The 12953-nt window shown below is 59.8% G+C and carries 11 protein-coding genes; 6 read left to right on the forward strand and 5 right to left on the reverse strand.

Annotated elements, in window-relative coordinates; all coding sequences use genetic code 11:
• Positions 1–212 precede the first annotated feature (212 nt).
• Complete coding sequence (locus IQ458_RS00005; RefSeq protein ID WP_203321524.1) at positions 213–365, reverse strand: hypothetical protein; 153 nt, start codon at positions 363–365, stop codon at positions 213–215.
• A gap of 565 nt (positions 366–930) precedes the next feature.
• On the reverse strand, positions 931–1383 hold the full coding sequence (locus tag IQ458_RS00010) for a fasciclin domain-containing protein (RefSeq protein WP_203321525.1): 453 nt from the start codon (positions 1381–1383) through the stop codon (positions 931–933).
• 648 nt (positions 1384–2031) lie between these two features.
• Between IQ458_RS00010 and IQ458_RS00015 the strand changes: the two genes are divergently transcribed.
• A complete protein-coding gene (locus tag IQ458_RS00015; protein WP_203321526.1) occupies positions 2032–2367 on the forward strand; it encodes a hypothetical protein in 336 nt (111 codons plus the stop codon).
• Between the two features lie 327 nt (positions 2368–2694).
• Here the strand turns inward: IQ458_RS00015 and IQ458_RS00020 are convergent, their stop codons facing one another.
• Complete coding sequence (locus tag IQ458_RS00020) at positions 2695–2919, reverse strand: hypothetical protein (protein ID WP_203321527.1); 225 nt, start codon at positions 2917–2919, stop codon at positions 2695–2697.
• Between the two features lie 259 nt (positions 2920–3178).
• On the opposite strand from IQ458_RS00020, the gene IQ458_RS00025 reads away from it, so the two are divergent.
• From IQ458_RS00025 to IQ458_RS00035, 3 genes are all read left to right on the forward strand, one after another.
• Positions 3179–4930, forward strand: coding sequence for an RHS repeat protein (locus IQ458_RS00025; protein WP_203321528.1), 1752 nt, complete (start codon positions 3179–3181; stop codon positions 4928–4930).
• 62 nt (positions 4931–4992) lie between these two features.
• Positions 4993–8190 (forward strand): RHS repeat domain-containing protein, encoded by a 3198-nt coding sequence (locus tag IQ458_RS00030; protein WP_203321529.1) that lies wholly within the window; start codon positions 4993–4995, stop codon positions 8188–8190.
• Positions 8180–8485 carry a hypothetical protein gene (locus IQ458_RS00035; RefSeq protein ID WP_203321530.1) on the forward strand — a complete coding sequence of 102 codons (306 nt, stop codon included), beginning with the start codon at positions 8180–8182 and terminating at the stop codon, positions 8483–8485. Before IQ458_RS00030 ends, IQ458_RS00035 begins: the two co-directional genes overlap by 11 nt.
• Positions 8486–8555: 70 nt before the next feature.
• Here the strand turns inward: IQ458_RS00035 and IQ458_RS00040 are convergent, their stop codons facing one another.
• Positions 8556–9425, reverse strand: a complete 870-nt coding sequence (locus tag IQ458_RS00040; protein WP_203321531.1) for an IS3 family transposase — start codon at positions 9423–9425, stop codon at positions 8556–8558.
• Positions 9422–9571 carry a hypothetical protein gene (locus tag IQ458_RS19485; protein ID WP_235996549.1) on the reverse strand — a complete coding sequence of 50 codons (150 nt, stop codon included), beginning with the start codon at positions 9569–9571 and terminating at the stop codon, positions 9422–9424. The genes IQ458_RS00040 and IQ458_RS19485 overlap by 4 nt, the downstream gene beginning before the upstream one ends.
• Positions 9572–10132: 561 nt before the next feature.
• On the opposite strand from IQ458_RS19485, the gene IQ458_RS00050 reads away from it, so the two are divergent.
• Both IQ458_RS00050 and IQ458_RS00055 read left to right on the forward strand, forming a co-directional pair.
• Complete coding sequence (locus tag IQ458_RS00050) at positions 10133–10366, forward strand: glycine zipper domain-containing protein (protein ID WP_203321533.1); 234 nt, start codon at positions 10133–10135, stop codon at positions 10364–10366.
• A 667-nt stretch (positions 10367–11033) separates the two neighbouring features.
• Positions 11034–12881 (forward strand): hypothetical protein, encoded by a 1848-nt coding sequence (locus tag IQ458_RS00055; protein ID WP_203321534.1) that lies wholly within the window; start codon positions 11034–11036, stop codon positions 12879–12881.
• The last annotated feature ends 72 nt before the right edge of the window (positions 12882–12953 follow it).

Consider the following 12953-nt stretch of genomic DNA (forward strand, 5'->3'; position numbering starts at 1 on the left):
AGTGTCTACAGAACTCTGGCCGGTCCACCGGGACTAGGGGAACTGCACCGAAAGCATGGAGCCATAGTCGTGGTTGCAGGCGGCCTTAGTTGGTAGACAATCTTGACCATCAACGCGGTCGCTTGGTCGGATACACTCATTTCAGTTCTCTGATGCGGGATAGTGAGAAGGGCTGCACAAGTGCGCAGCCCTTGATGAAATCTATTCAGGAACTACTTCTTGCTATGTTGCGGGCCGCCTTCATTGGCTTGACGTTCCTTCGCCTGTTGGTCGCCCTGCTTGGCCTCCTTTTTGTCCGGTTGGGACTGAGGCGCTGACGGCGCGGATTTCTTCTGGTCTTTGTCTTGTGGCTGATGGTTCTGCATTACGTTCTCCTGCTTGGCTTGTATCAATCGTCATATTTACGATGTCGCGCCTGGTTTGTAGGGATAGAAAAAGCTATTGGTACTTGCCGGGATTTCGCAACTGCCCCTTGCCCGGCGGTTTGATGGGGAGACGAACTTCCGTTCGGGGCAGGGCGGCGTTGACCAAGGGGCGAGACACGCGAGGGGCGTGCTTGGCTTTGCCGCGTTTATTGGACTTGTCCATTTCTATTTCCTCACTTTGATTTCCAGCTCTTGCGCCATTTGTCAGGTGGTCCATGCGGATGCCAGCGAGGCGACCCTCCCTCTTTGTCTTGAATGCCCTGCTGTGGTGTTGGTGGCCATCCCGTTCGCTTCGGGTCGGATGCGACATGCGCCAGGAAGGCGGGGGCGATGAGGCCAAGTTTTCGCCGGAGATAGTCCCGGACAGACTTCAGTGCAGCTTTCATAGGGGGTCTCAACTTCCGCTTGCGCGGTCGCTATTCGTGCGGGGCGTCATTCCAGTGATTCGACCCAACAACGCGGCAGGCGTCCCTTCCTGCCGTCCACAGTCCCTTGTGGATTCTCGTCAGTGTTTGATTGGAGCCGGGATGTTGACCTTGTCGATGCCATGGAGGACGCCGTTGGTCGAGGTGATATCGGCTTGGGTAACTTCAGCGCCATCGATGCTGAGTCGGTCACCTGCCAGTTGGATGGGCGCTGGCTGGCCGTTCACGGTCCGTGCGGCCTCCCACTTGCCAACGTCCGCCTTGCTGCGGCGACCATTGACGAGGTGATAGTTAAGTACGGAAGTGAGCTCCGCCTTGTTCTCAGGCTTGAACCATTCTTCCAGCTTGCCAGGAGGCAGTTTGGCGAACGCTTCATCCGTGGGGGCAAAGACCGTGAAGGGGCCAGGCCCGGCAAGGGTATCCTTCAATCCTGACTGATTCACAGCACGGGCGAAGGTCTTGAAGGAACCGTTGGCAGCAGCGGTATCCAGGAGGTTCTTCTCCTGGGGCTTGTTTTCTTGAGTCGTGTTCATGTGTGAGCCTGGGTGTGATTTGCGAATTGCAAATCGAAGATGGCCGAAGCCAAGGCCCCGATTGCCGGGGCGAGAACTCAATGCGGAGAGTGGGTGGAAGTGCGGCGCGGCTTGAGGAGCCGTTGCGGCATTGCGCGGCAACGAACCGAATATAGGCCCATTGGAGTTACCGTGCCGTGAGTGAATGCTACCGTTGGTCTGAGCGCAGGCCATATGGCGGCATGGGTGCTGCGCAGGTGCTATGGTGATTTGCTGCTGGAATACGAGTTACTCGTCTATCTCCAACGTCCGTTTCGTACCGGCCCGTACGACGGCGAGAACGTCATGAAAAGAGATAAAGGGCACCGTGTCGTGAGTACCAACTTCGGCGAGACTATTGCAGCCCGCCAGACATCAGTGGCTGTGGAAAGGGCCGAGAACGAAGGCTGGCCCATCATTCCTATCGCAACGGAAGGGCCATCTTCCGTTGCCCGCTCCGGGGCGGTGCGGTGTGCTGCGAAGCATGTGATAAACCACTTCTGCAACGAATACAGGTTCTGGTCTGGACGGCCTGAGTCCGTACGTCGGGTGGCACACTAGGGCAACATTTGGGGTCGTAAAGACAGGTCAGGTCGTGACGTTCTTGTCGGCGATTGCGCCGGCTGCGCCTTGGATGTGTCGAAAGCGGCGGAGAGAGTCGTCATCGACATTGAGGCCGAGTTGTTGCATTGGGAGCAGGTCATCCAGAGAGGGGGCCTCACCGGCCTTGACCACAATTTTCGGCAGCTACGTCCTACTCTGAAATTCTCCTACGATGCCTACTTGGCTTGGAGAGGGCAGGTTCTGATTGAACTGGAGAGTGTTCTGAAGTGTTCCTATGACCGGCAAGTCGATCCCCGAATGAGGCTTGATTGGTTCTATGCCGAACGGGTGGTGCAGGCCGTATGGCTGCGCCTTGGTGGCGATAGCTGTGTGGAATTCCAGCAAGTAGAGGTAGTGCAGTGAATACGACACAACGTCAGGTACTGGCCTTGCGTATCGGAAAAGGCCAGTCGATTGGATCCAGTGAGTTGCGAACCCTGTGGGCGACTGCATGTTCATCAATAGATGTCAAAGTCACGTGCATGGCTGTTGGTGAGAACATTGAACGCCAGACTTATGGTCTTTGGGGTGGGCTGAATCTCAATCGGCGTAGCGCCGGGATCCGAATGAGAAAGCTCCTTGCGCTGCGGGGGTATCTGTTCACGCTCAGGGACGTCGGACTGTAGGTAGTTCTGGGCGCATTGACGTTTTGCACGCATTCCTCACATCGTGCGTGACGGCCGGATTTCGCTAATGCCTCGCGCCCAACTCACGAGGAATGATGCCTTCACACGCCAGTCGGAACATGGCGTGGTAATAGATGAGCGTCTTATCGTCGGGACCGGCACCCACCAGCAACGGACCCCAGGCTATCTCAATGCGCTGCCAGAGCGCGTCCCCAGTCAGACCATCGTCCTTGATGAGAGGAATCTCGGCCAGGAAGTCCTGCCAAGCTTTTGGGTCGCAGGTGGTCATTGGGTGGTCCGTGCCGGCATCAACCGATGGCTAATTCGGCATTCTACCCAATGAAATTGCACCGATCAGGGATGGCGGTTATGACAATTGCCTTATTGTTGCGCGGAGTTGACGCGAGCATCTCCGGAGCGGTATTGATACGCCACATTTGATGTGTTTCAGGGGACGCGGCGCACCGCTGCGCATTCAGGGAATTCGACCGGCTACGGTTGAAAGGGAAGAGGAAATGAGAGGCTCCATCAGGATTCTGCTCCTGACGATGACGTTCGCCGCGCCGCTGCCTGCCCTCGCGCAGGTCACCATTCCACAGGAATACGAGAAGACCGTCCAGGCCAAGCAGGTCATTGGGGCCTTGGGGATGGATTTGTTCGGCGAGAGCACCAGTTTCTATACGGGCGCCACCAGTTTCAGCGCGCTGGATGTCAGCCTGCCGGGCAACAGCGGACTGCCGATGGAAATCCGTCGGCAATTCGTTGTGGAAAGCCGGGACTCGCTGGATCGCAACCGGCTGTTGACGCGGGACGGCGGGTTCGCCGATTGGGAATTGGATCTGCCGCACCTGCGCGGGGTCTTCGCGTACGGCAAGGGATGGCAGGTGAACGGCACCACGACTGCGGCCAGGAACCAGCGCTGCGCCGGCGGAAACTCGTTTCCGCCCGAACCGCCCATCGCCGATGGCTCTCCCAGCGGATTCTGGGCCGCCGCCGAATACTGGCAAGGCAACCACCTGCACCTGCCAGCGGGCGGCGACCAGGAAATGCTGCTCATCGAGAATCCGACATCACCCCGCCCCAACGACGGCAAGACCTATGTCTGGATTACCGAAAATCTCTGGGCCTTCTCCTGTCTTACCGGTACTGCCAATGGCGTAGCCGGGGATGCCTTCTTGGCGGTGGCTCCGGACGGCACCCGCTATTGGTTCAACTGGGTCGCCAAGCGGGAGGTCGCGGTCATCACCAAGACGGTCGGCGGCCCCATCGATGCCCTCGCCGCGCAGGATGCCAGCGTCATGGCCGCGCCGGGAGGAACAGGGTCCGGCCTGATGCGCGAAGAGGTCCGCTTCCTTCCCACCCGTGTAGAAGACAAGGCGGGCAACTACATCACCTATACCTATGACCCCGCCAAGCCGTGGCGGTTGCTGAGCATGGCCGCCAATGACGGGCGTTCCCTGACCATGACCTACGATGCCGCGGGTCACATCAGCACGGTCACCGATGGCACCCGGACCTGGACTTACACCTATGGCAATGGACTGACGGAAGTCACGCTGCCCGACCAGAGTCGCTGGCAGATTGATTTTGCAGGTCTGCGCGATGCCTTCACAATGCCCTATTCGCCCGGCGGATTGATGTGCTCCGAGTCCGGAGCCAGCACTGTCCAATCCGTGTATACGGGCACCATCACCCATCCCTCTGGTGCCATTGGTACCTTCAGTTTCCAGTCCCGCACCCATGGCCGGTCCTACGTACCCAAGGTATGTGTAAGACCAGGCGGCATCGCGATACTGGACGACTACGCGCAGACGCCCTTTCTCTTCAACACAGTGGGCATCATCCAGAAGAAGATAGAAGGCCCCGGCGTTGCATCCCCTTATATCTGGACCTACAGCTACGGTGCGCCCAACAACAGTTGGGAGGAAAACTGCGCCAGTGGCTGCGTGGCGACGAAAACCGTGGAAGTGACCGGTCCCGACGAATGGAAACGCTACACCTTCGGTAACCGCTACCGCCAGAATGAAGGCCGCTTGTTGAAGACCGAGTCGGGTACCAGCCCGACCAACATCCTGGAAGTGGAAGAAACCGTCTATCAGACCGACCCGACGGGACAGCTCTATCCGGGATATCTCGGTGCTAGCCTCTACACACGCGGCGACTACATGGCGGGCAAGTTGACGCCGGTAAAGACCCGAACCATCAAGCGCCAGGGCACCGGCTTTACCTATACGGCTAACAGCTATGACCAGTACGCGCGCCCGGTCAGCGTCACCAAAAGCAGTGCGCCGGCGCCATGACGAGCTGTGGCGAAGACAGGGCTGAACGACCGGCCTTGGCCGGTTTCGAGAGGGAATCACGCATGAAGCGGACGGTATTGGGAATGGTGCTGGCGTTGCCGTTAGTGGCGCAGGCGCAGAGCTGGAGTCGGACCGAGACCATCACGTACCACGACAACCCGACGGTGTGGGTATTGGGGCAGACGGCCAAGGTGATCTGCGTGGCGCCGGCCGAGTGCACGCCGTCCTGGGCGCCTACGGGAATCGTGATGTCGGAGACGACCTACGACACCCTGGCCCGGCCGGTGACGGTGAAGTCCTTCGGCAAGCTGACGCAGACCCTGACCTACGACACCACCTCCACGGTGGCCAGCGGTCAGCTGGGGACGCTGAAGACGGTCAAAGACGGCAACAACAACGTCACCACCTTCGGCAACTGGAAGCGGGGCATTCCGCAGGCCATCACCCATGCCGACAGTACGAGCCAGTCGGCGGTGGTGGATGACCGGGGCTGGATTGACTCGGTCACCGACGAGAACGGCTACAAGACCTGCTACACCTACGACACCATGGGGCGGCTGGCGAGCATTACGTACCCCTCGGAGAGCGCGGCCAATGCCTGCGACACGACCGAGGCGAGCTGGAAGAAGACCCTGCTGACGTTCCAGCCGGTGGCGGTGGTCGAGTATGGCATTCCGGTCGGCCACTGGCGGCAGACGGTGAGCACCGGGGCGGGGCAGAAGATTACGTACTACGACGCCTTGTGGCGGCCGCTGGTGACCAAGGAGCTGGATGCCACCAATGGCACGGCCGAGACGTTGACCAAGCGGTTCCAGCGCTTTGCCTACGACGCCGAGGGACGCACCACCTTTGCCTCCTACCCCGGCACCACCGATGCGCTGACCAAGGGCACCTGGACCGAGTACGACGCGCTGGGCCGAGTGACCTCGGTGAGCCAGGACAGCGAACTGGCGGCGCCGAGCAACCTGCTGACCACGACCACGCAATACCTCACCGGTTTCAAGACCCTGGTCACCAGCCCCAAGGGTCAGGTCACCACCACCAGCTACCAGACCTACGACCAACCCAGTTACGACTGGCCGGTGGCCATCACCCACCCGGAAGGCACCTACACCGACATCAGCCGGGACGTGTACGGCAAGGTGCTGACCATCACCCGGCGCAATGCCGGCAACACCGCCTGGCAGCGCCGCTACTACGTCTACAACGCCGCCCAGGAGCTGTGCAAAAGCACCGAGACCGAGACCGGCACCACGGCGTATGGCTACGACGGTGCAGGCAACCTGAGCTGGAGTGCGGCGGGTCTGAGCTGGTCGCCGCCGGGGCCGTGCGAGCACACCAAGGAAGGCGTGGTGGCGCGCCGGGTGGACCGCACCTATGACGCACGCAATCGGGTCAAGACACTAGTGTTCCCGGATGGACGCGGCAACACCACCAACACCTATGCCCCGGATGGTCAATTGGCCAGCACAGCCGTGGACAATGACGGCACCAACGTGGTCACCACCACGTACAGCTACAACCGCCGTCGCCTGCCCACCAGCGAACGGATGCAATGGGGAAGTATCGATTGGTCCATCGGCTATACCTATAACGCATTGGGGCACTTGGCCAGTCAGACCTACCCGAATACCGGGACAGTCACTTATGCGCCGAATGGTCTGGGACAGCCGACGCAAGCCGGCACTTATGCGACGGGAGTGACCTACCACCCTAACGGGGCGGTGAAGAACTTCACCTACGGCAATGGCATGGTCTACACCATGGCCCAGAATGCCCGCGGCCTGCCGACATGGAGCGTGGACTGCCTGATTGCCGGAGACTGCACCTTGTCCAATCGGCGCAAGTACCTGGCGTATACCTACGACGGCAATGGCAACGTGGCGACCATCACCGACCATGTCAACGGCCGCCAGACCCGGGCAATGACCTACGACGGCCTGGACCGGCTGACCCAGGCCACCGGCCCGAGCTTTGGTACCGCCACATACGGGTACAACGCTCTGGACAACATGACCACGCTAAAGGTCACCGCTGGTAGCAATATTCGGGACCATACCTATAACTACGACACAGGCAACCGGCTAATCAGCGTTACCAATACCGTCGGCGGTGCCACGGTGGTTGGTCTGAGCTATGACGCCCAAGGCAACCTGGCAAACCAGAACGGCCGGGTATTCAACTTCGACTATGGCAATCGACTGCGCGGCGTGAACGGTGTGGCCAGCTATGTCTACGATGGCCATGGCCGACGGGTGCGGGACTACACCACGGCCAGCAAGTACAGCCTGTACAGCCAGAGCGGGCAACTGGTGTTCGACAATGATGGCCGTGCCGGAAAGTCCAGCCAGTATGTATATCTGGGCACCAGTCTGGTGGCGGTGCGGGAGGTGGCCGGCAGTGTGACGACGGTGAAGTACCAGCACACCGATGCGCTGGGTACGCCCGTCGCAGTCACGGATGCAGCCAAGGCCATTGTTCAGACCAGCGAGTACGAACCCTATGGACAACTGGTCAACCGGCCGCTGACGGACGGGCCGGGCTTCACCGGGCATGTGCAGGATGCGGCCACCGGGCTGACCTACATGCAGCAGCGGTATTACGATCCGCTCATCGGGCGGTTCCTGTCGGTCGACCCGGTGACGGCGTATGAGAAGCCTGTAACTAACTTCTGCCGTTACTGCTATGCCAGAAACAACCCATATAGATTTACCGATCCGGATGGTAGAGATACCGTTGGCGAAATGATTGACCAAGAAGCCTCTGCTGCTGCGCAACGGGGAGACAACTTGGCCACGTACGGATGGGCGTTTACGGCAGCAGCGTGGAACATTCTAGGGGCGGAAGGTGTTAGCCAGATTACCGACAAGGGACTATCTGGGACTGGAAACGGGAGCAAGGCAGGTGCTGCCGTAGAACTGGCCTCAGTGCTTCCAGTTGTTAAGGCTGCACGGGCAGTCGCCACACCCGTAAAATCGCTAATCAAGGCAGATTCGTTCTTAGTGAAAGCTGCTGAGTCTGCTGGAAAATCGGTTCAGAAATCTTTGGATGGACTGGTTTCTCAATTGTCCAAGGGGAACATGAACCCAGGCATCGGCACCAAACACTTATTTTCTGGGATCTTCGAGGCCAGAGCCCGCGATGGTGCCCGGGTCTACTTTCGCCAAACCGAGGGCGGTGGGATTGAAGTTGTGGCGAAGAGCTCAAAGCAGAACCAAGAGCAAGTTATCGGACGCCTCAAGGATATGTATGAAAAGTAGTGTCTATCCAATTGAGATTCGAATCCATCACGAAGTAGACGATGTTTTGAATGACAACGTAGATGCGGAGGTAGTGCTTTCAAATGGTGAAAGTAGAACGGTTACGTTCTTTACTCTCAGGAACATAGAGCAAGTGCTTAGTCGCTATAAGGAGTCTGGCGAATGCTTGTTTGGTAAGTATTTTTGGGCGAAGGATCTGATTATAGTTGAGAGTCTCGATTTTGAAGTCATCCGAAAGGTGGTGTGGGACCTTGTTGAGAGCGGTGAGTATGAAGGAGCGCTTGGTAGAAAGTAGTGTCGAGTGACTTGTTCAGTTGACAGGGCTGACCTACCTTTCTGTGGTACGCCCCCGCTTTCGTAGACGGTTAGGGGCTTTGTTTTGAGTTAACCGCCTCAAACATCATTGGGGCAAGGCCTCCCAGATGTCCATGGCGGCGCTGTCGATTGTAAAAAACCTCGATGTAATCGAACACGTCGCTACGCGCTTCTTCGCGACTGCTATAGACCCTGCCGCGTACGCGCTCCTTCTTCAAGCTGCTGAAGAACGACTCAGCGACTGAGTTGTCCCAGCAGTTGCCACGACGACTCATGCTGACTTCCAAGCCGTGCTCGCGGCAAAAGCGACGCCAGTCGTCACTGCCGTATTGCACGCCCTGGCCGGAGTGGATGACGACCTCCGATGTGGGTCGACGACGCCAGATAGCCATCAGCAAAGCATCCATCGCCAGTTCACGTGCCAAGCTGGATTTCATCGACCAGCCAATGACGGCACGCGAATAGAGATCGATCACCACGGCCAGATACAGCCAGCCTTCGGCGGTGCGCAGGTAGGTGATGTCCACCACCCACTTGGTGTTGGGTTCGTTGGCGGTGAAGTCACGGGCCAGATGATTGCGCACGAAGGACGGACGCACGCCCGAAGGCTTGTGCCGCCAGCGTCGGCGCTGCGGCACGCCTGCCAGTCCGTCAGCTGTCATCAACCGAGCAACCCGGTTGAGGCTGTCGGTCTCGCCCTCGTAACCCAACACCTCGTGCATGCGCGGCGCACCCATGACGCCATCGCTGGCAGCATGGTGGTCGCGGATCTTCCCCAGCAATCGCGCGTTGTCACGTGCACGCGTGCTGGGCTGGCGCAGGCACCAGTCGTGGAACCCGCTGGACGACACCTTCAGGCACCGGCACATCAGCCGGACTGGGTACTGGCCGCGGTGGCGCCGGATCGCCTCGTACCTCAAGACGATTCCTTGGCGAAGAACGCCGCCGCATCGCGCAAAAAATCGCGCTCCTTCGTCACCCGGGCCAACTGTCGCTTGAGCGCCAGGATTTCCTGGTCCCGAGCCACTCCTGCGCCGACAAAGGACTTCTTGCCGCGGACGTCCAACTCCCGGCGCCAGCGGAATAACAGGTTGGCACCTACGCCCAGGTCCTGGGCAATCTGACTGACGTTTCCTGCCCCATGATGAGGCTTCTTTGAAGTGTCCGTGTTAGCGGGGTAAAACCCGGAACACCCCGAGGGCGCCCTATATAGTTCCGGGCCATGGACTGAATAGCACGCCCGTCGCGCCGCTACTGCTGTCTTCACTCCAAAAGCACTAGAACTGAGGCCTACTCAAGAACCCCAAGATCTAAAATGGGAGTACTACGAGATGCAGCACCCCACGCCTTCCAAGAGCGAACAGAATAATGGAAGGGAAGATATAGGCGACGAACATGCTGTTGAAGTGCTTGCTTGCCTGATTTCTATCGTTCGTGCGGTTCAGGAGCAGCCTGGAGTAGACGGCGCCAAGCTTCTATCGGGAATTCTCCGGAATCTTGAGTCGGAGCCCGACACAACCCCGGATGCCAAGTCTATAGTTGGCCCCTTCCGGCAGGCGATTCGGGTCCTGTCATCCTAGCGTCGTTTTCATTTCGACGTCCCAAGCTATTTGGCTAGTGAGGATAAATGGACACCGAGAAAGACATGAACTCGCTCGCGGCCCACAAGGGTCTGTTGCTGGGCATGGTCTTTGGTACGGCGGTGGGCGCCTTCTTTGACCGCCCCGTAATCGGAATCGCGCTTGGCGCGGCCATCGGTTATCTGTACGACGCCGGGTACTTCAAGTCGAAGAGGCCTGCTTCGACGGCGGAGGGCGACGCCGCGTCCCAGAGTCCCAGTGAGGATGACGTTCCGCGCTAGCAGGTCCACGATGTTCTCGCTCCTTTGGTTCGGAGCGTCGGATATAAGCTACTGAGTGGAATGATGGAGGCGCCACATTACTCTCAATGCCTCACGCCCCATTCGCGAGGAATGATGCCCTCGCATGCCAGCCGGAACATGGCGTGGTGATAGATGAGCGTCTTATCGTCGGGACAGGCCCCCACGAGCAATGGACGCCAAGCCCTCTCAATGCGCTGCCAGAGCGCATCTCCAGTCAGACCGTCATCCTTGATGAGGGGAATCTCGGCCAGGAAGTCCTGCCAAGCTTTCGGGTCACAAATAGTCATGGTGGGACTACAACGCTATCAGTCTCGAATACTGCGAGGGTCTGCTAAGGCTTTCATTGGCGGGCGCCAGCTAAAACGCCGTAGCCTGAACATATGTCCGAGCCGAGGCCTCCAGCCTGGATGCTGGTGCATGGTGCCAAACAAGAAACAGGTGCATCCATCCGCCGTTATCGGCTTTCATGATTCAAGGGGGCGGCGTCTACTCCTGACAATGATAGGGGGCGACTTGTCGAGTCGCATGCGCTGGAATAGGATGCATTTTAATGATGGGGGACGGTCTTGGGGCGTAATCGGCCGCCCGTAGGCCGCATGTTTTCCTGAGTGCGCAGCATTCCGACGCAGGGGTAGGGATGGGGATTTTGAAGTGTCGTAGTGGCAGCGTGGGGGTGTTCGGCGTCTTTTTCCTGATGGTGCTTCCGCAGATGGCGGCTGCCCAGGCGCCGAAGGAAACACACGAGGAATACGCCAAGCAGATCAAGACCGCCGAAGCCATCGGCGCGCTGGGCAGTGATTTGTTCGGCGAACAGGTCAATCTTTATACCGGCAGCCTGTCCTTCACCGTCACCGACGTCAGCCTGCGCGGGAACAACGCGCTGCCGGTGGAAGTCCGCCGCAGCTTCAAGGTCGAGTCGCGCGACAGCCTGTATTCGCTGGGCGCCTTCGGCGACTGGGAACTCGACATTCCCTACTTGTACGGCACGTTCGCCCGCAAGACGCTGTCCAGCGAGGTGGGCTGGCAGGTACGCACACTCACGCCCAACGCGCGTTGCTCGGTCAACGTCAATACCGCCATGCCACCGGATGCCGAAGCCTCCGGATCTGGTTCGGGTAACTACTTCGAGGCCGAGGAGTTCTGGGCCGGCAACTCCCTGCATCTCCCGGATGGCGGCGACCAGGAAATGCTGCTGGTGGCGTCGGAAAACCCCAATAAGCCGGCCGACGGGATGACCTATTACTGGACGACTTCCGGCCACTGGTTTTTCTCCTGTCTGGCCAATACGGCCAATGGCATCAGCGGCGAAGCCTTCCTGGCGCGCGGTCCGGACGGCACGACATACCGGTTCGACTACCCGGTAAAGCGCACCGCGCCCAGTCTCATGAGACGCATCTACAGCGCGACGGAGGGATTCTCCGCAAGCGCGGCCGCGCCCCCGGCCGACGGAATCATCGTCCAGCCGATGGCCGCCAACGAACTGATTCTGAATCGGCAGGAAGTCCGCATCCTGCCCACCCGGGTGACCGACCGCTTCGGCAACTGGGTCGACTACACCTATGACGCCACGGTGGCGGGACGCTTGAACCGCATCAGCTCCAGCGATGGCCGCCAGATTGACCTGACCTACAACGCGAACGGCCAGATTGCGACGGTCACGGCCGGCACGCGGACCTGGACGTACGCCTACGCCACCGATACCACCGGCACGGCGCTCACCACGGTGACGCTGCCGGACAATGGCCGCTGGAGTTACAGCCTGGCGGGGCTGCGGACCATCTACGTGACCTACCTCCCGGACACGACCACTTGCGAGTCCGCCGGCGATATGGGCGGTTCCGGCGGTACCGGCACCCTGACACACCCCTCGGGGGCCAGTGGCAGCTTCACCGTCAACTGGGTGCGGCACGGACGTTCCTACGTGCCCAATGGCTGCGTCATGGGCGGTGGCGGCCGGGTGCGCTACGCCATCATTCCGCAGACCTTCGACACGCCCAGCCTGACCAGCAAGCAAATCAGCGGCCCCGGCATCGCCACCGCCAACTGGACGTATGCCTACAGTGCCCCGACCGGCAGCTGGTTGCAGAACTGTCCCGCGCCCACCAGTTGCGTGCGCACCAAGACCGTGACGGTCAATGGTCCCGGGGAATGGTTGCGCTACACCTTCGGTACCAAGATGTTCGAGGACGAGGGCAAGCTGCTGAAGACCGAGCGCGGCGGAAGTGCATCCGCCCTCCTGCGCACGGACGAGACGACCTACCAGCTCAATGCCACGGGCATGGCGTACCCCCCTTTGCTGGGGCGCAGCCCCAACGGGCGCGGCGACGGCATGTCCCAGTACCACGCACCGCAGCGCAAGGTCGTGACCACGCAACAGGGCACGGTATTCACCTGGCAGGTGGATGCCACCTGTGGCGGCAACGGGACGACCTTGTGCTTCGACACGTTCGCGCGTCCCACCAGGGTGACCAGGAGCAGCGCGCCGTCACCGTGACGGGACAGGCATCCAGGAATCAATGATCGGCACTGACCGGTCCAGACGGGGAACACGCATGAAGCGGACAGG

The sequence above is a fragment of the Pseudoxanthomonas beigongshangi genome (assembly GCF_016820515.1).
Lineage (GTDB): Bacteria > Pseudomonadota > Gammaproteobacteria > Xanthomonadales > Xanthomonadaceae > Pseudoxanthomonas_A > Pseudoxanthomonas_A beigongshangi.

What these genes read in the sequence shown, in the direction of transcription:
- IQ458_RS00050 (WP_203321533.1), top strand. Translation starts at nt 10,133, where the DNA reads ATGGACACCGAGAAAGACATGAACTCGCTCGCGGCCCACAAGGGTCTG.
- IQ458_RS00020 (WP_203321527.1), bottom strand. Translation starts at nt 2,919, where the DNA reads ATGACCACCTGCGACCCAAAAGCTTGGCAGGACTTCCTGGCCGAGATT.
- IQ458_RS00030 (WP_203321529.1), top strand. Translation starts at nt 4,993, where the DNA reads ATGAAGCGGACGGTATTGGGAATGGTGCTGGCGTTGCCGTTAGTGGCG.
- IQ458_RS00005 (WP_203321524.1), bottom strand. Translation starts at nt 365, where the DNA reads ATGCAGAACCATCAGCCACAAGACAAAGACCAGAAGAAATCCGCGCCG.
- IQ458_RS00010 (WP_203321525.1), bottom strand. Translation starts at nt 1,383, where the DNA reads ATGAACACGACTCAAGAAAACAAGCCCCAGGAGAAGAACCTCCTGGAT.
- IQ458_RS00025 (WP_203321528.1), top strand. Translation starts at nt 3,179, where the DNA reads ATGACGTTCGCCGCGCCGCTGCCTGCCCTCGCGCAGGTCACCATTCCA.
- IQ458_RS00035 (WP_203321530.1), top strand. Translation starts at nt 8,180, where the DNA reads ATGAAAAGTAGTGTCTATCCAATTGAGATTCGAATCCATCACGAAGTA.